The sequence below is a fragment of the Pseudomonas sp. Ma2-10 genome (genome assembly GCF_054330215.1).
In genome coordinates this window covers 1-17,851 of record NZ_JBTEYL010000042.1, presented here as the reverse complement: position 1 = coordinate 17,851, position 17,851 = coordinate 1, and the positions used below count along the sequence as shown (strand labels likewise).

General features: G+C 59.1%; 9 protein-coding genes, 1 rRNA gene and 1 pseudogene. 7 read left to right on the top strand and 4 right to left on the bottom strand.

Annotated features, from left to right (window positions below):
* Window positions 1–4,645, top strand: a pseudogene (locus ACXPVS_RS26825) (LapA family giant adhesin); the annotation flags it as partial.
* 148 nt (window positions 4,646–4,793) lie between these two features.
* Window positions 4,794–5,132, top strand: a complete 339-nt coding sequence (locus ACXPVS_RS26820; protein ID WP_458512587.1) for a tryptophan synthase subunit beta — start codon at window positions 4,794–4,796, stop codon at window positions 5,130–5,132.
* A gap of 48 nt (window positions 5,133–5,180) precedes the next feature.
* On the opposite strand, the gene lapD is transcribed toward ACXPVS_RS26820, so the two are convergent.
* Both lapD and lapG read right to left on the bottom strand, forming a co-directional pair.
* Window positions 5,181–7,127: a cyclic di-GMP receptor LapD gene (gene lapD / locus ACXPVS_RS26815; protein ID WP_458512586.1), complete on the bottom strand. Its 1,947-nt coding sequence runs from the start codon at window positions 7,125–7,127 to the stop codon at window positions 5,181–5,183.
* Window positions 7,128–7,141: 14 nt separating this feature from the next.
* The gene (gene lapG / locus ACXPVS_RS26810; RefSeq protein ID WP_458512585.1) at window positions 7,142–7,834 is read right to left on the bottom strand and encodes a cysteine protease LapG; all 693 of its coding nucleotides are present in this window, start codon (window positions 7,832–7,834) and stop codon (window positions 7,142–7,144) included.
* Between the two features lie 232 nt (window positions 7,835–8,066).
* Here lapG and ACXPVS_RS26805 point away from each other — a divergent pair, with 232 nt between their 5' ends.
* The 5 genes from ACXPVS_RS26805 to ACXPVS_RS26785 all read left to right on the top strand — a co-directional run bounded on the left by ACXPVS_RS26805 (window position 8,067) and on the right by ACXPVS_RS26785 (window position 15,080).
* Window positions 8,067–8,777 (top strand): GntR family transcriptional regulator, encoded by a 711-nt coding sequence (locus ACXPVS_RS26805; RefSeq protein WP_458512584.1) that lies wholly within the window; start codon window positions 8,067–8,069, stop codon window positions 8,775–8,777.
* A 680-nt stretch (window positions 8,778–9,457) separates the two neighbouring features.
* The gene (locus tag ACXPVS_RS26800) at window positions 9,458–10,234 is read left to right on the top strand and encodes a DUF3050 domain-containing protein (protein ID WP_458512583.1); all 777 of its coding nucleotides are present in this window, start codon (window positions 9,458–9,460) and stop codon (window positions 10,232–10,234) included.
* The gene (locus ACXPVS_RS26795; RefSeq protein WP_458512582.1) at window positions 10,231–11,160 is read left to right on the top strand and encodes a diiron oxygenase; all 930 of its coding nucleotides are present in this window, start codon (window positions 10,231–10,233) and stop codon (window positions 11,158–11,160) included. Before ACXPVS_RS26800 ends, ACXPVS_RS26795 begins: the two co-directional genes overlap by 4 nt.
* Window positions 11,161–11,173: 13 nt before the next feature.
* Window positions 11,174–14,590, top strand: coding sequence for an amino acid adenylation domain-containing protein (locus tag ACXPVS_RS26790; RefSeq protein WP_458512581.1), 3,417 nt, complete (start codon window positions 11,174–11,176; stop codon window positions 14,588–14,590).
* 22 nt (window positions 14,591–14,612) lie between these two features.
* Window positions 14,613–15,080: an SRPBCC family protein gene (locus tag ACXPVS_RS26785; RefSeq protein ID WP_458512580.1), complete on the top strand. Its 468-nt coding sequence runs from the start codon at window positions 14,613–14,615 to the stop codon at window positions 15,078–15,080.
* A 58-nt stretch (window positions 15,081–15,138) separates the two neighbouring features.
* On the opposite strand, the gene ACXPVS_RS26780 is transcribed toward ACXPVS_RS26785, so the two are convergent.
* On the bottom strand, window positions 15,139–17,019 hold the full coding sequence (locus tag ACXPVS_RS26780; protein ID WP_458512579.1) for a methyl-accepting chemotaxis protein: 1,881 nt from the start codon (window positions 17,017–17,019) through the stop codon (window positions 15,139–15,141).
* A 560-nt stretch (window positions 17,020–17,579) separates the two neighbouring features.
* A 5S ribosomal RNA gene (gene rrf, locus ACXPVS_RS26775) occupies window positions 17,580–17,695 on the bottom strand.
* Window positions 17,696–17,851 lie beyond the last annotated feature (156 nt).

Genomic DNA, 17,851 nt, shown 5'->3' with positions numbered 1-17,851 from the left:
GCCGGTTTCGACCACTGTGACTGATACCCCGGACACTACGACTCTCAGCCTGTCGGCCACTGACTCCGTGGCTGAAGGCGGTTCAATCGTCTACACCGCCAACCTGACCAACGCAGCCGGCACGCCGGTCACCGTGACATTGAGCAACGGCGCAGTGATCCTCATCGCGGCCGGCGCCACCAGCGGTTCCGTGACCGTTGCTGCGCCTGCCGATGACGTCTACAAAGACGCCGGCACTGTTCAGGCGACAATCACCAAAGCCACCGGTGGTAACTTCGAAAACCTGGTACCAAGCACTGTTGCGGCGGTTACCAGCGTCACCGACACCATCGACACCTCGATGGTGAAATTGACTGCGACCGATACTGCCGCTGAAGGCGGTACCGTCACTTACACCGCGACGATCGGTCAGCCTGTCACTGGTTCCCCGGTCACCGTGACCCTGGCCAACGGCCAGACCATCACCATCGACATCGGCAAAACCAGCGGCACTGTTAATGCTGTAGCTCCGAACGATGTGCTCAATGGCCACGCGCCGTTGACCAACTCGATCACCGACGTGAGCGGTGGCAACTACGAAAATCTGGTCGCAGATAAAACGCCGGTCAGCACCACCGTGACCGACACACCAGACACCACCAACCTGTCCTTGAGCGCTACCGACTCAGTGGCTGAAGGCGGTTCAATCGTCTACACCGCCAACCTGACCAACGCAGCCGGCACACCGGTCACCGTGACATTGAGCAACGGCGCAGTCATCCTCATCGCGGCCGGCGCCACCAGCGGTTCGGTAACCGTCGCCGCACCTGCCGATGACGTCTACAAAGACGCCGGCACTGTTCAGGCGACAATCACCAAAGCCACTGGCGGTAACTTCGAGAACCTGGCCACCAGCAATACCCCTGCTGTGACCAACGTGACCGACACCATCGACAAGACTGAAGTCAGCATCACCGGCAGCACTTCGGTGACCGAAGGCCAGACCGCCAGCTACACCGTCAGCCTGACACACCCGGCGCAAACCGAAGTGACGCTGAAAATCGTTTACAGCGGCACCGCTACCGACGGTTCGGACTTCACCGGTGTGTACACCGTGAAGATCCCGGCCGGCGCCAGCACGGCGACCTTCAACGTGGCAACCATCGACGACAAGATCACTGAGAACACGGAAAACTTCGTGGTCAAGATCGACTCGGCCACCGGCGGCAACTTTGAAAGCCTGGCGGTCAGCACCACCAACGGCAGCGTCAGCACCACGATCATCGACAACGATGCGCCGCCAGTCATCGACCTGGACGCCAACAACTCCAGTGGCGCCACCGGTGCCGATTACAAAGTGACCTTCACCGAAGGCACCACAGGCCAGGGCGTGTCGATTGCCGACACCGACCTGCGCATCACCGACCCGGACAGCACCATGCTGACCGGCGCGACCATCGTGCTGACCAACCGTCAGGACGGCGATGCGCTGAATCTGGGCAACAGCGTCACCGGCATCAGCATCAATGCCAACAGCACCAACGGCACCGTCACGCTGACCCTGTCGGGCACCGCGACGCTCGCTGACTACATGCAGCAGATCAAGAACATCAGCTTCACCAACAGCAGCCACGACCCAAGCACCGTGCCGCGGATCATCACCGTGACCGTGACCGATGGCGGCAGTTACTCGAACGTCGCCACCACCACTGTCAACGTGGTCGCGGTGAACGACGCGCCAACTGCCGCGTCGCATAACGTCACCGGCACCGAAGACACCCCGCTGATCCTCGGCTGGTCGACCTTCGGCGTCAGCGATGTCGACAGCCCGGCCGCGAGCCTGGGTGTAAAAATCACCGGCCTGCCGGGCGAGGGCAAGTTGCAGTACCTGAACGGTTCGACCTGGACCGACGTGGCGAACAACCAGACCTTCACCAAGGCTGACATTGACGCTGGCAAGCTGCGCTTTACCCCAGATGCCAACGAATCCGGTACCAACGGCTACAACACCGGCCTGGGCAACAATCTGGCGGACTACGCTCAGATCAAGTTCCAGCCAACCGACGGCCAAACGCTGGGCAGCACCAGCACAGTGACCATCGACATCACGCCAGTGGCCGATGCACCGTCGCTGACCGTTGCGGATAACAGCGTCAAATCCATCGGGCTGGTCAAGGAAGTCTGGACCGGTCTGTCGGGCCTGGGCACCGACGGCAGCGGCGCACCGACGGCCACACTCAAATCGGTCATCGATGCCGCGGGGGCACCGAACTCCAGCACCAACGTGACCAACGTGCAGTCCGACGGCAGCGTCGCGGCAGGCACCGCGTCGAAAACGTCGGGCCTGATCTACCTCGAAGCCGGCAAGACTTACAGCTTTACCGGTACCGGCGATGACAGCTTGCTGGTGACCATCGGCGGCAAAAACGTGGCGTCCGCCCTGTGGGGCTCGGGCGGCACGCTGAGTGGTTCGTTTACCCCGACCGCCAGCGGTTACTACACCCTGGACATCTACCATCACAACCAGAGTGGTCCGGGCAACTATGACGTCAACCTGTCGGTCAACGGCGCTACCGCCATCGACCTGAGCAGTGCCGGCGTGCCGCTGTACACCGGCGTGGCTGACTTGGCCGCTTCCGGTGTGACGGTTTCCGACCTCCACGGCACCAACGGCGAAGGCTACTACGACGGCTACAAGCTCAACACGGGCTTCGAAGGCACCAACGTTCACCTGAGCGCGATCAAAACCGCGTTGACCGACATCGATGGCTCCGAAAGCCTGAGCGTGAAAATCAGTGGTATCCCGGCAGGCTCGGTGCTCACCGATGGCGCCGGCCACACTTTCACCGCCACCGCGGCCTCTACCGAAGCCAATGTCACCGGCTGGAACCTCGGCACCCTGACCGTCACCCCGCCGACCTACTACAACGGCCAGTTCAACCTGACCGTGACCTCGACCTCCACCGAGGCACTGGGCGGTTCGGCCATTACCACGGCAACAATCCCGGTCACCGTTTACCCGGCGACTTACAACGCGATCACCGCGACATCGGCCAGTGACAACTTCAGCGGCACCGATGGCAACGACATCATGATCGCCGACATCGGCGGCCTGACCGTGGTGTCGGGCACCAACTACAACATCGCCTTCATGGTCGACAGTTCGGGCAGCATGAGCGCGTCGTCGATCAGTGCGGCAAAAGACTCGCTGACGTCCGTGTTCAACACCCTGAAGCAAAGCATGGGCGGCAACTCGGGCACCGTGAACATCTTCCTGGTGGACTTCGATACCCAGGTCAACAAGTCGGTGTCGGTCAATCTGAACGACCCGAACGCACTGGCCTCGCTCAAGGCAGTTCTGGATTCGATGTCGTCCGGCGGCGGCACCAACTACGAGGACGTGTTCAAAACCACGGCCAACTGGTTCCAGAGCGCTGAGGCGGTGGCTAACACCGGGGCGAAGAACCTCACGTACTTCATCACCGACGGCAAGCCGACTTACTACCAGAGCGGCGAGTCGACCAACCCGAAACTGTATGACAACGTCAAACTGGACAGCGTGATTAACACCACCAACTACCAGTTGGGCAAAGCGGTCAGCTTGTATCCGGACAGCACTCACTGGATCGATATCACCGCCTCTGGCGTTGTGACTGTCGGGACCAAAAACGGCAACAACTGGTCGTACACAAGTCCAGGCACGCTGCACGCTCAGGGCGATGGCACCTACGAGTTCTCGTATCGCGGTGGCGATGGCAACAGCACCGACAACACCACTACCACCAACGCTACCGACAGCTTCGCGCTACTGGGCAAATACTCGACTGTAGAAGCCATCGGCCTCAACAGCGGTGTCAGCCTCAACGACCTGAAACCGTACGACACGGACAAAACGCCGCAAACCAACATCGATCCGAAAGACCTGGCCAACTCGATCATCGGTCACACCGAAGCGACGCTGCCAGGTTCCGACACGGTCAATGGCGGCAACGGCAATGACATCCTGTTCGGCGACCTGGTGAGCTTTAACGGTATTGCCGGCGAGGGCTATCAGGCCATGCAGGCGTTCGTCGCAAAAGAAACCGGCGTGGACGTCAGCAAAGTCACCACCAGCAACGTGCACCAGTTCATCACCGAGCACTACACCGCGTTCGACGTGTCCGGCGCCCATGACGGCAACGACACGCTGCTGGGCGGCGCAGGCAACGACATTCTCTTCGGCCAGGGCGGCAACGACACCCTCGACGGCGGCAAAGGCAATGACATCCTGCTCGGTGGCACCGGTAACGACACGCTGATCGGTGGTCAGGGTAACGATATTCTGATCGGTGGTTCGGGTGCAGACACCTTCGTCTGGAAGGCCGGCGACACTGGCAGCGACGTGATCAAGGACTTCAAGGCCAGCGAAGGTGACCGCATCGACCTGCGTGATTTGCTGCAGGGCGAGACCGGCAGCACCATCGACAACTTCCTGAAGATCACGACGGTCGATGGCGTGTCGTCGTTGCAAGTCAGCTCGGCCGGCAAGCTCAACTCCACAGACGCTGCGGCAGCTGCGCCGGACGTGACGATCAAACTGGAAGGCAACAACTGGTCCACCGCCAACATTAACTCGTTGATTGCCGGCAGTGACCCAACCATCAAAATCGATCACAACAACACCTAATCTAACGAAAAACGGCCGCCCTTAGGGGGCGGCCGTCACGTTTGTGTCTATCTCACCGGTGACGATTTCGTCGCCGCACCGCATACTCGCGCCCAGTTGGCCTATGCTGCTGACAGCATGACGCGGGTCCATTTCCGAGGGATGTTCAATGTTCTACGTGCAACGCGATGCGCAAGGCCGATTGGTGCGCGTGGAAGCTGCCGCCTATGCCGAGGCCACGGAAAAACTGCCGGCTGATCATCACGAGATCCAGGCCTGGTACGCCAATGAAGTGATGGAAACCAGCCTCAAACAACTCAAGCAGAGCGACCTGGAAATGATCCGGGTACTCGACGACTTGATCCAGGTATTGACCAGCAAGGGGGTGATCCGCGTCACCGACCTTCCGCCGGCCGCACAAGCCAAGCTGATGGACCGGAACCAGGCCCGTGAAGCATTGGGTGGGTTGAGTCACTTGATTGATGATGAAGAGACAGGGTTGATCTAACTCCTGACGCTGATCGTTCCTTTGCTGCGCGCAGGAACGATCAGTAGGTTACTGCCAAGGCTTCGGCTCACCAAACAATTGCCCCTGAACCCCAAACAACCCCATCTCCCGAATCACCATCAACTCCCCTTCCGTCTCGACCCGCTCGGCAATCAATGGCAAATCGATGCTGTGCGCCGCCCGCTGAATCGCCTCAATGAACAGGCGCTTGTCGCTCTCCTGATCAATCGCCCGGATGTAACTGCCATCGATCTTCAGATACGCCAACCCAAGCCGCGCCAGGTTGCCGATCATGCTGAAGCGCCCGCCAAAGCGTTGCAGGCTCAGGGAGAACCCGAGTTCGTGCAGACGTCGCGTCAGCTCTTCCAGCAGGGCTTGCTCCGGCAACTGCTCCTCACCGATTTCCAGGGTCAAACGCTCCCCGAGATCCGAATGTTGACGCAGGATTTCAAAGATTTTATTCAACGCCTGCGGATCGGCCAGCGTTGCTGAAGACAGGTTCAGCGCCAGCGACTCTGTATGGCCGGCCATCTGCTCAAGTACCAGCTCCAACATCAGCCGATCAAGCCGCGCGGTCCAGCCAAAGCGCTCGAGCCACGGCAGGAAGCGCCCGGCGGGAATGGTTTGGCCCTCGCCGTCGATCAGGCGCGACAGCACCTTGTAATGCAGCACCAACTGCGTGTCCTGGCTGGCCACGACCGGCTGGAAATACAGCTCGAAACGTTGCTGATTCAACGCCTGTTCCAGCAAGTTGTGCCAGGCATGATGATCGTCGCCGACGCTGACCGATGCGCTGTGATCCAGACAGACCCAGCTCGAATCACCCTGGCTTTCCGCCTGAGCCAACGCCTGATCGCCCAACCCGAGCACCGCTTGCGGGGAGTCGCCATAAACAAACGGTGCCAACCCGATCGAGGCCACCGAGGCCACGTCGGTGGCGCCCGTCGCGTGCAGGCTCGCCAAGGCACTGTCGAGGCTCTGCGCCAGTTGCAACGCTTCTGCGCGCACCAGTCCCGGCGCCAGCACGGCGAACTCACCGCCGCGAATCCGCGTCACGAGGTTCAGGGTTTCCGGGTATTTGGCGCACTCTCGGGACAGCTGTTCGCCCACCGCTTTCAACAACTGGTCAGTGCGTTGACCGCCCAGACGCTGGTTCAACCCGGCCAGATCGCTGACCCGCAATAGCAGCAAATAACCGGAGCTCGCCTGCTCCGGATTACTCACTCGGGCGTTCAATTGCATTTCGAAATAACGACGGTTGGCCAGTCCCGTCAGGTTGTCCTGATAGGACTCGACCCGCAGTTTTTCACTGCGCTCGGCCTGTTCCTGGAACAGTGCTTTAAGCTTTTCGACCATCTGGTTCATGGCCTGCACGACACGCCGCAGTTCCGGCGTGCGCGGCAGTTGCGGCAGGCTGAGGAACTCGCGGCGAGCAATGGCATGGGATTGCTTGACCATGTAATCCAGCGGCTTCAGTTGCCGGCGCAACAACAGTGCGCCCAGCACCGCGCTCACCGCACCGCAGATCAGCAACCAGCCAAGACTGCCCAGCGCGCTCTGCCAGAGCTTGGCCAACGCGAACATCGGATGGCTGACCACCTCGACCCGCGCCGCCTGCTCCCAGCCACGGCTGACGAGCGCATCACCACCGGCCGCTTCCAGCCCGATCATTTTGACGAACCAGTCCGGCACATTGTTCATCGCTGGAATACCGTTGCGCTCGACGATGATCTGATCGGTCTTGAGGTCGACCACGCGGATGCTCGCGTAATAACCGCTATCGAAAATCGAACTGACCAGCAACTCGACCATCGCCGGGTCGTCGATGTTCGGTGTCAGGGACAGCGCCAATGCCGTCGCGGCGTCTTGAGCGTGGGAGCGCAACTGGTTGACGTATTGGGTGCGCGAGCTTTCCAGGCTGACCACGAAGCTACCGGTGAAGGCGATCACCAGGAACAGACAGATAGCGATCAACAGCTGTTTGAACAAGGACATCTGAGCACGTGCTCCTAGTTAGTCGTCTCGACCGGGAAACCTTCGGCCTTCATTTTCTTCAACACATCCTGCCAACGAGACAGGCGTTTGGTGTCACCGACTTTCTTGTTGCCCTTGGCGCCTGGCAACCACAACCCCTCGGCATTAAAAGAGTACACCGGCAGCAAATCGGTTCGTTGGCTGGCCGGTTTGATCGCATCGATCAGGCTGTCGAGTACCAGTGGCATGGCCTCGGGGCTTGAGTAGTAGGTCAACACCATGTGCGCCCGATTCAGGCGCAAGGCCTTGACGTAAGTGATGCGCAGCTTGTCGCTGGCGACGCCGAGATGGCGCAGGCTGAAATACTTGGCAATTGCGTAATCTTCGCAATCGCCGGCGCCCTTCCAAAGGGCCTCAATGGGTGTTTCCCAATAATCGACCTCGTGCCACAGGTCGATGTCTTCCTGGTAACGCACCTGCTTGTTGAAGAATTGGTTGACCACTTTAAGCTGTTCGAGCTCGCCAACTTGCTTTTGCGTGACCAATAAGTGCTGCCAGGCATCAATCCGTGGCTGTCCTTCGCCCAATGGCCCGTACAATGCCTGCGCGCGACGGCTGATCAGCGAAAAATCCCAATCGGCATGCAGCCCGCCCAGCATAACGCCGGCCAGCAGCAACGCGCAGCACAGCCAGCGCAAAGTCCTAGGGATCGCGAAACGTACCGCCAATGCGAGGCATCCAAATCAGGCAGGTGGAAATCGGTTGATGGTGCAGGTTAGCCCGGTAAAAGACAATGGCACGGTGAGATCACTGCTAGCGGGCTAAACTATGTATGACAGGTATCATTAACAACATTGGGACCACGTCGGCTGCGAGCTTTTGTCCGTTTGACAACCTGTCAGGCAGTCACTAGTGTCCTCTTGGATCCAAATTTATCTCAGTCAAACAGGGTGCGTAGTTTTGACACAGAAGCCCAATCCTCTGAACAGCATCAAGGTCAACGGGCCGATTCCCGCTCATCTGGCACGCTCGGTGATCGAAGAAACCCTGCGTTCGGCCATTCTCGACGGTCGCATACCTTGCGGTACCGCCCTGCGCCAGCAAGATTTGGCCGATCTTTTCGGGGTCAGCCGCATGCCGGTGCGCGAAGCCTTGCGTCAACTCGAAGCCCAGGCGTTGCTCAACGTGATCGCTCATAAAGGCGCAGTCGTCGCGCCGCTGGTTCAGGGCGATGCCGTGGAAACCTATGCACTGCGGATCCTGCTGGAATCCGAGGCATTGCGCCTGTCGATCCCGTTGCTCGATAAAGATGATTTCGAGCAGGCCGCCCGTCATATCGACGACATGGACACGGAAAACAACTACACCGAAATCGGCCGGTTCAATCGGCTTTTCCACATGGCACTGTACTGCAAGGCGCCGAACCAACGGCTATTGAGGCTGGTGGAAGACGGACTGAACGAAGAAGAGCGCTTCCTGCGCTTCAACCTGGAAGCCATGGGCCTTGGCAAGCTGTCCCAGGAAGACCACCGGGCGCTGTTGCTGGCCGTCGAAGACCGCGACGTCGAGCGCGCGGTGAAGTTGCTCGAACATCACCTCAACCGGGGCGTCGAGGTCATCACACGTTACCTCAACAGCCCTGAAGCGCTGAACAAGAAAACCTCCAAGTAAACCGCGCCGGCAAGCCTGAGCGAGCAGATCGAACGGCTCGTTCTTGCTTGCCGCGCTGCGCTACGCCCCTCTCCCAAGCCCCGCCCTCGATTTATCCCTCTCAAGACCAATAATGACTCCAAGTCGATGACGCGCCGGTGATAGCGGCTGTCGTGATTTACGCTCACTCTTGGGCTGCCAACAAATAATGAACGGGCGACGCACCGCACGAGCGGAGCAGTCCCCGCATCAAGAACCTACGGAAGGAGTCTTGCCACGGGAAAGGAAGAGCCGGCGTTGATCCCAGTCAACTTCCGCCCCCCCCTTGATCATTTCAATTGAACAACTTTGAAAGTTGCTTTGAGTGAGGCATTCACTCTTCATTTCAGTTCTGGCTTATATAAGTCGGAAGGAGTAACTACATCCAAATAAAACTCTAATGAATAGTTTTATTGGAACGTTTCGTGCGCGAGAAAGTTAAACTTTCAAATAATATAAAAATAACTTGCTCGGCACTTTATTCCTGTATTAGTTTTTCTCCGCCGCCTTGAATACCGGCGCCAGCCCGTCACTTAACGACGCATTACAACTTACCCACATCAATTCGCTTGAGGTCTCCGCTCGCCAGCAGAACGTTCTAACTAACGATCACTTATTCATTAACACACAACGGCATACCCAACTCACTTATAGGCTCGCCCATGAAATCGACTAAAGACCGTCTCAACCAGAAAAAAGCAGAACTTAGCGCTCATCCGATCTTTTCTGAAATCAACTCACTGTCGGTATTGCAACGTTTCATGGAAGCCCATGTGTTTGCGGTATGGGATTTCATGTCACTGACCAAACGCCTGCAACAGGAACTGACCTGCGTCCAGTTGCCTTGGCTGCCACCGCGAGATCCGCAGGCGGCGCGTTTGATCAACGAGATCGTGCTGGGCGAAGAGTCCGATGATCGTCCGGCTCACGGTCACTACAGCCATTTCGAGTTGTACCTGGATGCGATGCGCGAAGTGGGTGCCAGCACGGTCGCGGTCGAGCGCTTCGTGACGCTGCAAAAGGAGGGGGTGAGCTATGACGTGGCGCTGCAAAGCGTGGACGTCGACCCGGCAGCCGCACAGTTCGTGCGCCATACCTTGCACACCGCGCTGCATGCGCCTGGGCATAGCGTTGCGGCGGTGTTCCTGCATGGCCGGGAAAGTGTCATTCCGCAGATGTTTCAGCGGATCCTCGATGATTGGGGCATTGGTCTGGATCAGGCGCCGACCTTTCGCTATTACCTTGAGCGCCACATCGAAGTCGATTCCGAAGACCACGGCCCCGCCGCTGAAAAACTCCTCGCCCGGCTGGTCAATGGCGATCCGCAACGCGAGGAAGACGTCTACGCCAGCGCCATCGCCGCCGTGGAAAGCCGCATCGCCCTGTGGGATGGCCTGCGCCTGACCATGACCGAACCGGTTGCAGAGGTGAACGCATGAACGCCTCCGACTACCAATCCTTCGCCGATGCCTGGGAAAGCCGCGCGACCATCCGTACCCGCCCCCGGCGTGTGCTGGAAAACGACGACAAGCTGATCTACCCGTTGAGCCGCCAACCGTTGGTGCTGAGCGAAACCTTCCTGCGCGAATGCCCTGAGCAGCGCGACTTTGCGCTGGTGCAGACGCTCTACAAATTCATCAACGACGTGGTGATTTTCGAAACCGAAATCGTCGACAAAACCGCCCGCAGCATCGCCAAGAATCGCTTCGCCGTGGCCTTCCCGTTCGCCTGCCGCTACGACGCCATGACCGTTGTAGTGGACGAGGATTACCACGCGCTGGTGGCGATGGATTTCATGCAACAGACCGTCGCCATGACCGGCATCACGCCCATCGAACTGCCAGATGAAATCGAACTCAGTCGAGCCATTCCAGCGGCCGTGGCGCTCGCCCCGCAACATCTGCGCAGCGCCGTGGAATTGATCTGCGTGGCCATCGCCGAGAACACCGTAACCGGCGATGTCGCCGCGTTCGCCAAGGACGACACGGTCAAGCAGTCGATCAAGGGCTTGATGGCCGACCACTTGCTCGACGAAGGTCGCCACTCCGGGTTCTGGGCGCGGCTGGTGCGCATCTATTGGCACACCGCGAGCGAAGACGACCGCCGCTGCATCGCGCACATCCTGCCGGTGTTCATTGGCCATTACCTGACCAACGACATCCAGAAGTCGTTCGACTTCCGCCTGATCGAGTCCTTGCAGATCAGCGATGCCACACGCCACGCCCTCAAGAGCGAAGTGTCGGGGCTGGCCTTCCCGATCAATCGCCATCACCCGCTGGTGGCCAACATCGTGCGGTTTTTCCGCAGCAGCTCACTGCTCGATTCGCCGTGCGTGCAAGACGCCCTCAGCGATTACCTGGTTTAACGAGGAGCCCATCATGAGACGTCTCGACATTCTGCTTATTGGACAAAGCCGGGCCCTGACCGACCTGGCGCTGGAACTTGAACAACACGGTCACACTCTGGTGCGCCTCACGGCTGTCGACAAGCAGCCGCTGGGCAACCCTGATTTGCTGATCGACGACGCCAGCCTGCCGGTTCAAGACGTCGGCGATACGCCGCGTTTGACGCTGCAACTGGGTATCGGTGTCCCCGGGATGACGGGCCTGCCACCGCTGGACGTGCTGTGCACGTACGGCTCGACGCTGTTCACTCGCGTGCCGATCACCGACGAACCTTCGGGCAATGGCCAGGCATTGCGCCTGCGAGCCGTGGAGGAACTGGTCGATCACGTGGCGCTGCTGGTCAGCCGTTTCTCTCGCGATGCCGACTACTTTCAATTGGCCGACGCTGCGGCTCCCGCTCGCTTCGAGCACGTGGAAAACTTGCTCTACTTGGAGAACCTCGCATTTTTCCATCGGCTGAATCTCACGGCGACGCCCGCGCTGCTGGAGCTCAGCCAAATCCCGATGATCGAGCGCCTTGAGCAGCGCTTCATCCAGTGTGCCGAACGACCCGCGCTAAACATTGCCGGCACGTCTCTGAGCTATCGGCATTTGCACGCCCACAGCCGCGCCATCCAGCAGCGTTTGCGGCCGTTGCTCGCTCAGCATCAGGGGCCGTTGGTGATCGGAATCTGCCTGCCAAAATGCAGCGCATTGTATGCAGGGATTATCGCGATTCTTGGCAGTGGCGCGGTGTACCTGCCGCTGGAGCCGAGCCATCCTCTGCAACGTCAGCAGTACATCCTGGAAAACGCCGGGGCCGTGTTGCTGCTGCATGACGGTGAACATCCGCTCGCGGCGCAAATGCCGGGACTCGACATCAGTTGCATCGACATCGGTGACGTGGATCTCGATCAACCCTTGATGCGCCAACGACCCGATCCAGGCGCGCCATGCATGGCGCTCTACACCTCGGGCACCACCGGCCATCCCAAAGGCGTGTTGCTCAGCCAGGCCAACCTCGCGCACTTCACCGCGTGGTACGCCGACTATGTGCAACTGAGCGAGCACAGTCGGGTGCTGCAATTTTCGTCGTTGAGTTTCGACTCGTCACTGATCGATATCTTCCCGACCCTGCTCCAGGGCGCAGAACTGATCGTGCCCGGCGACGATCAGCGTCGCGATCCGTTGCAACTGGTCGAGCTGATCCGCCATCAACAACTGAGTCACGCCTTTTTGCCACCGGCGTTGTTGAGCATCCTGCCGCTGGATCAATTGCAATGCCTCGATCACGTGATGACCGGCGGCGATGTCTGCGAACCCTACGTCATCGAGCAGCTCACCCGTCAGGGCAACCTCTACAACCTCTATGGCCCGACCGAAGCGACGGTGTTGATCACCGCGCGGCAACTGCGCACCGGCGACAGCAACCGCACCCTCGGCGCGCCAATTGCTAACAGTCAGGTGCTGATTCTGGATGAGGATTTTCAACCGGTGGCCGAGCAAACCGTCGGTGAGTTGTACATCCTCGGACCGGGTGTGTGCCTGGGCTACCTGAACAACCCGCAGCAGACCGCCGAACGTTATCTGAACCTGACCCTGCCGAATGGCCAGAGCCTGCGCGCCTACCGCACCGGCGACATGGCGAAGTGGACTCGCGACGGCATCGAGCTGTGCGGACGGCGGGACAATCAGGTGAAGATTCGCGGCTTTCGCGTCGAGCCGGAAGAGATCGAACGCTGCCTGCGCAACAGTCGGTTGTACCGCCAGGTGGCGGTGGTCATCGACAGCCACCGGCGGATTCTGGCCTTCCTCGCGCAGCCTCAGGAGGATCAACCCGGCACCGCTCGCGAAGCGCTGAAAGCCCACTCGATGCAGTTTCTACCGGATTACATGCAACCCACCGCCTGGACCGAACTGCCGAGCATGCCATTCGCCAGCAACGGCAAGGTAGACCGCAAGGCGCTGCTGGCAATGCCCGTGAAGGTGTCCGAAAACACGCTGCGGCGCTTGCCCGTCAGTGCCGATGAGGCGCTGCTTCTAGAGATCTGGGCCGAGCTGCTTGAGCTGCCCGCCAGCGATATTTGCACCGCCGAAAGTTTCTTCAACCTGGGCGGCCACTCGATCCTGCTGTCGCGCATGCTGTTGCGTTTGCGTGAAGAGTTCGGGCGCAGCATCTCGATCAACCGCTTCATCGAATTGCCAACCATCGCCAAGTTGGCGACCTTGGTGCGCGGCTCTGGTACCGAAGAAGTATTGAGCGAAAAGGCCATGGCCGATGCCTTCCGCGAACTGGATATTCAGCCGCTGCCCATCAACCGTATGGGCGATGTGCACAAGGTGATCGTTACCGGCGCCAACAGCTTTGTCGGCGTGCACATCGTCCAAGCATTGCTCGCCTGGGGCGCCAGCGAGGTCGCCTGCCTGGTACGCGATGGCGGCGGGCAATCGGCGGCCGAGCGTTTCGCCCATGCGTTGCGAGATAACCGTCTGGAGCATCTGGACCTGAGCCGGGTGCGGGTTTATGCCGCGGACATTACGCGTCCGTCATTGGGGCTCGAAGCGGATGTTTACGAGCGACTCGATCGGCAGTTCGGCGCGTTGGTGCACAACGCCGCCAACGTCAATCACGTACTCGATTACGAGTCACTGGCGCGGGACAACGTCGAACCGATCTTCGAGTGCCTTCGGTTGTGCGAAGGGCGCAGCAAAAAGATCTTCAATTTCGTCTCTACGCTCTCGGCCTCCAGCACGATTGCCGCCGATGGCCAGGTGCTGGAATTGCCCGCCGCGCAGACCCCGCCGATCTACATCAAGAACGGCTACAACCTGTCCAAATGGGTCGGTGAGCGGATCCTCGAACGGGCTCGCGAACGTGGCGTACGGGTCAATCTTTATCGCCCCGGCAACATCAGCTTCAACAGCCTCACGGGTGTTTGTCAGCCTCACAAGAATCGCTTGATGTTGATGCTCAAAGGCTCGATCCAGCTCGGCCAAGTGCCGGCGTTCGCGCTGAACTTCGACCTGATGCCGGTGGACTTTCTCGCACGGTTCATCGCCTTCCATGCCAGCCGTTACTCACCCGAAAAAGCGGTGTTCAACCTGCACAACCCCGAGCCTCTGAGCTGGGACAACTACGTTGCGTCATTCCGTGAGGCGGGTCGGGAGTTTTCCATGGTCAGCGTCGCCGACTGGCAGCAGCAACTGGGCCGGGTCGACAGCGACAACGCGCTGTTCGGCGTGCTCGGTTTCTACCTCAACGGCTTCGAGGAGGATATCGGCGACATCTCCATGATCGGCCACGCTAACGCCCAGGCGGGCGTGCGCCAGATGGGTGCGTATTACCCGGAAAAATCCCCGGCACTGCTGCGTCGCGGCTGCGACTACCTCAAAGAAATCAACTTCATCTGACTCACTCAACCGGAGCAAAACCATGAAAACCCTACAACCCGATACCCTGATCAAAAACCCTCAAGGCTGCCACGTCGTGTCTTCAGTGGAAGTGCCGGCGGATGCCACACAGGTCTGGGCGGTGGTCGGTAACTTTGCCGGCTTCGATCAATTCATTCCGGCGCTGTCGCACATCGAAATGACCGGTGAAGGCGTGTCGTCCCTGCGCAAGAAATTCTTCAAGGACGGCAACCTGGTGGTCGAGCAACTCAACGCCCGGGATGACCAGGCGCTGAACATGACCTGGACCACGATTTACAACACCTTGGGCGTGGCCAATTTATGGGCCGCGATGAGTGTTGAACCGCTGGGGAAAAATCAGTCGCGGGCGACCTGGACCATCATCGCCGAACCCGCACAGGGCGGCGCCGAGGCATTGCCGGGGTTCAAGGATTTCGTGCAGGGCTTTGCCGATGACGCGATGAGCAATGTGCTGAAGCTGTTTGCGTAAGGCTTGAAAAAGCCCGCTGTGGATAACTCCACAGCGGGCTTGTTTTTTCAGCACCTGATCAGATTTTGAAGCTGTCGACCAATTGCTTCAATCGGCTCGCCTGCAGGGACAACGCATCGCAATCCTTCAACGTTTCATTGAGGTTGGCCACGCTCTGCTGGTTCAGCACGTTGATCTGGTTAACGTCGACGTTGAGGGTTTCCACGACCGCCGTCTGCTCTTCGGTCGCCGCGGCCACCGACTGGTTCATGCCGTCGATTTCGCCGATGCGCTGGGTCACGCTGACCAGTCGCAGACCGGCCTGATTCGCCACTTCGACGCTCTGCTCGCTGGAGACCTGACTGGCGTTCATCGTGGTCACCGCTTCACGAGAACCGATCTGCAGCGAGGTGATCATTTTATGGATTTCCTCTGCCGATTCCTGCGTACGGTGAGCGAGGTTCCGCACTTCGTCCGCCACCACCGCAAAACCACGACCGGCTTCGCCGGCACGGGCCGCTTCGATGGCCGCATTGAGCGCGAGCAAGTTGGTCTGCTGGGAGATGCCTTTGATCACATCCAGGATGTGCCCGATGTTGTCGGTGCTGGCGTTCAGGGTTTCGATCTGGGTGCAGGACAGGCTGATTTTCTGCGACAACTCAGTCATCGCCAGAATGGTTTTTTCCACCACCTGACGACCGTCATCGGCCTGCTCGCTCGCACCGCTGGCGTGCTGGGAAGCATCGGCGGCGTTGCGGGCGATTTCCTGGGTGGCGGCGCCCAACTGGTTGATCGCCGCGGCCACGCTGTTGGTGCGGGCGCTTTGTTCGTCGGAGCCGACGATCGACGCGTTGGACGAAGCCATCACCCGTTGCGACAGGTCGTGAACCTGGCGGGTTGCCGACGACACTTCGGAAATCGACGCGTGAATTCGTTCCACGAACTGGTTGAACGCACTGCCCAACTCACCGAATTCATCTTTGCTTTCCACGGCCAGACGGCGAGTCAGATCGCCCTCACCTTGAGCGATGTCCTGCATCGCACGGCCCATGGTGGTCAGAGGACGCATCAGCACGTTGATCAGCAGGCTCAGCAGCACGGCAATGGCCGTCACAGCGATGAACATCGCGATCAGCGCAGAAGTACGGAACTTGCTGAGCGGTGCGTAGGCCTTGTCCTTGTCGATCGACAGACCGATGTACCACTCAGCATTCGGCAAACCACTGACTGGAGTAAACGAAAGGATACGGTCCTGCGTGTTCAGGGTGACTTCCTGATTACCCTTCTCGATGCGCACGCCGGCGTTCGGGTAGATGTCCTTCAGGTTTTTCATCACCTGATCTTTGTCCGGGCTGACGATCACCTGACCGTCAGCGCTGACCAGGAATGCGTAGCCGATGCCACCGAAGTCCACCGAGTTGATGATTTTCACCAGCGTTTCCAGGCTCAGGTCACCACCGACCACGCCGAGCAACTCGCCGTTCTTTTTCACCGGCAGGGCGATGGTCACCACCAGGCCACCGACGGCGGCCATGTAAGGCGGAGTCAGCATGGTCTTGTCGGCAGCCACGGCCTGTTTGTACCAGGGACGCTGACGCGGGTCGTACCCGTCAGGCATCTTTGCGTCCGGGCGCTGAGTGAACACACCGTTGGCCTGGCCAACATAGGTGAACTGGAAGTTCGAGGTCAGGGTCGGTTGATTGACCAGTCCCGGGAGGTCGGCATTGGCGCCTTGATGGGCGACGTTTTGCGCGAGGTTTTCCAGCACCAGCACGCGGCCGCTCATCCAGTTCTGCACGCTGCTGGCGGTCAGATCGCCGGCCTGCTGGACGCTTGATTCGAGGTTTTGACGAATGGTGTTTCGCTGCAGATAGTCGTTGTACAAAGTGAACAACGCAAAAGCCAGCACCACGACGCCGGAGGCGGCCAGAAGGATTTTATGGCTGAATTTGAGATTCATTTCATGGGACTTCTTATGCAAAAAAAAAGTGGGGATGCGTTCCGGGTTGCAACATTCCATGTAACAGCGCAGGCAGGGCTCTGGGGCCGCTCTACTTTGGTGCACGCATGTCTCGTCAGGCTGTCGGCACAACCCGGAGAAAACTTAGGCGTTTGTACGAAATGACCGACATTCCTGTCAGATACCCGCCGAACGGCGTGCCAGAGCACCTGCACAGTCTTTTTGTGATGACGGTTGCTCGTACGACAGTTGCAAACTCCCCAACCCCTGATAGCAATGCGACATCTGTCATTTGTGGCGTTCGGGCTGTTGCGAGATTGGTGCCGTGAATAAACCGAACGCGCCTACCTGTTCAGAGGAACGCTATGTGGCCGGCACGGTGAGTTCCCAGTTCTAATCATTCGTCACTCCAACAAAGCTAGCGCCTGAATCCGGGGGGCTGGCTTTGTTGTCTCTCCGGGAGCATTTCACTGGTTTGGCGATGGCGTTTCTGAGCGTTTAGCGAGCCCAGAACGAAAAAACCCCTGTCTGCGATAGCAGACAGGGGTTTTGGAATTCAATCTTGACGATGACCTACTCTCACATGGGGAAACCCCACACTACCATCGGCGATGCATCGTTTCACTGCTGAGTTCGGGATGGGATCAGGTGGTTCCAATGCTCTATGGTCGTCAAGAAATTCTGTGACCAACCCGTTACAGCGTAACGTGCCAGCAAAATTGGTGACTTCTACAAAAACAAAACCCCTACCTGCATACGCAGATAGGGGTTTCGGAATTTAATCTTGACGATGACCTACTCTCACATGGGGAAACCCCACACTACCATCGGC

What these genes read in the sequence shown, in the direction of transcription:
- ACXPVS_RS26795 (WP_458512582.1), top strand. Translation starts at nt 10,231, where the DNA reads ATGAACGCCTCCGACTACCAATCCTTCGCCGATGCCTGGGAAAGCCGC.
- ACXPVS_RS26820 (WP_458512587.1), top strand. Translation starts at nt 4,794, where the DNA reads ATGTTCTACGTGCAACGCGATGCGCAAGGCCGATTGGTGCGCGTGGAA.
- ACXPVS_RS26785 (WP_458512580.1), top strand. Translation starts at nt 14,613, where the DNA reads ATGAAAACCCTACAACCCGATACCCTGATCAAAAACCCTCAAGGCTGC.
- ACXPVS_RS26800 (WP_458512583.1), top strand. Translation starts at nt 9,458, where the DNA reads ATGAAATCGACTAAAGACCGTCTCAACCAGAAAAAAGCAGAACTTAGC.
- ACXPVS_RS26780 (WP_458512579.1), bottom strand. Translation starts at nt 17,019, where the DNA reads ATGAATCTCAAATTCAGCCATAAAATCCTTCTGGCCGCCTCCGGCGTC.
- lapD (WP_458512586.1), bottom strand. Translation starts at nt 7,127, where the DNA reads ATGTCCTTGTTCAAACAGCTGTTGATCGCTATCTGTCTGTTCCTGGTG.
- ACXPVS_RS26790 (WP_458512581.1), top strand. Translation starts at nt 11,174, where the DNA reads ATGAGACGTCTCGACATTCTGCTTATTGGACAAAGCCGGGCCCTGACC.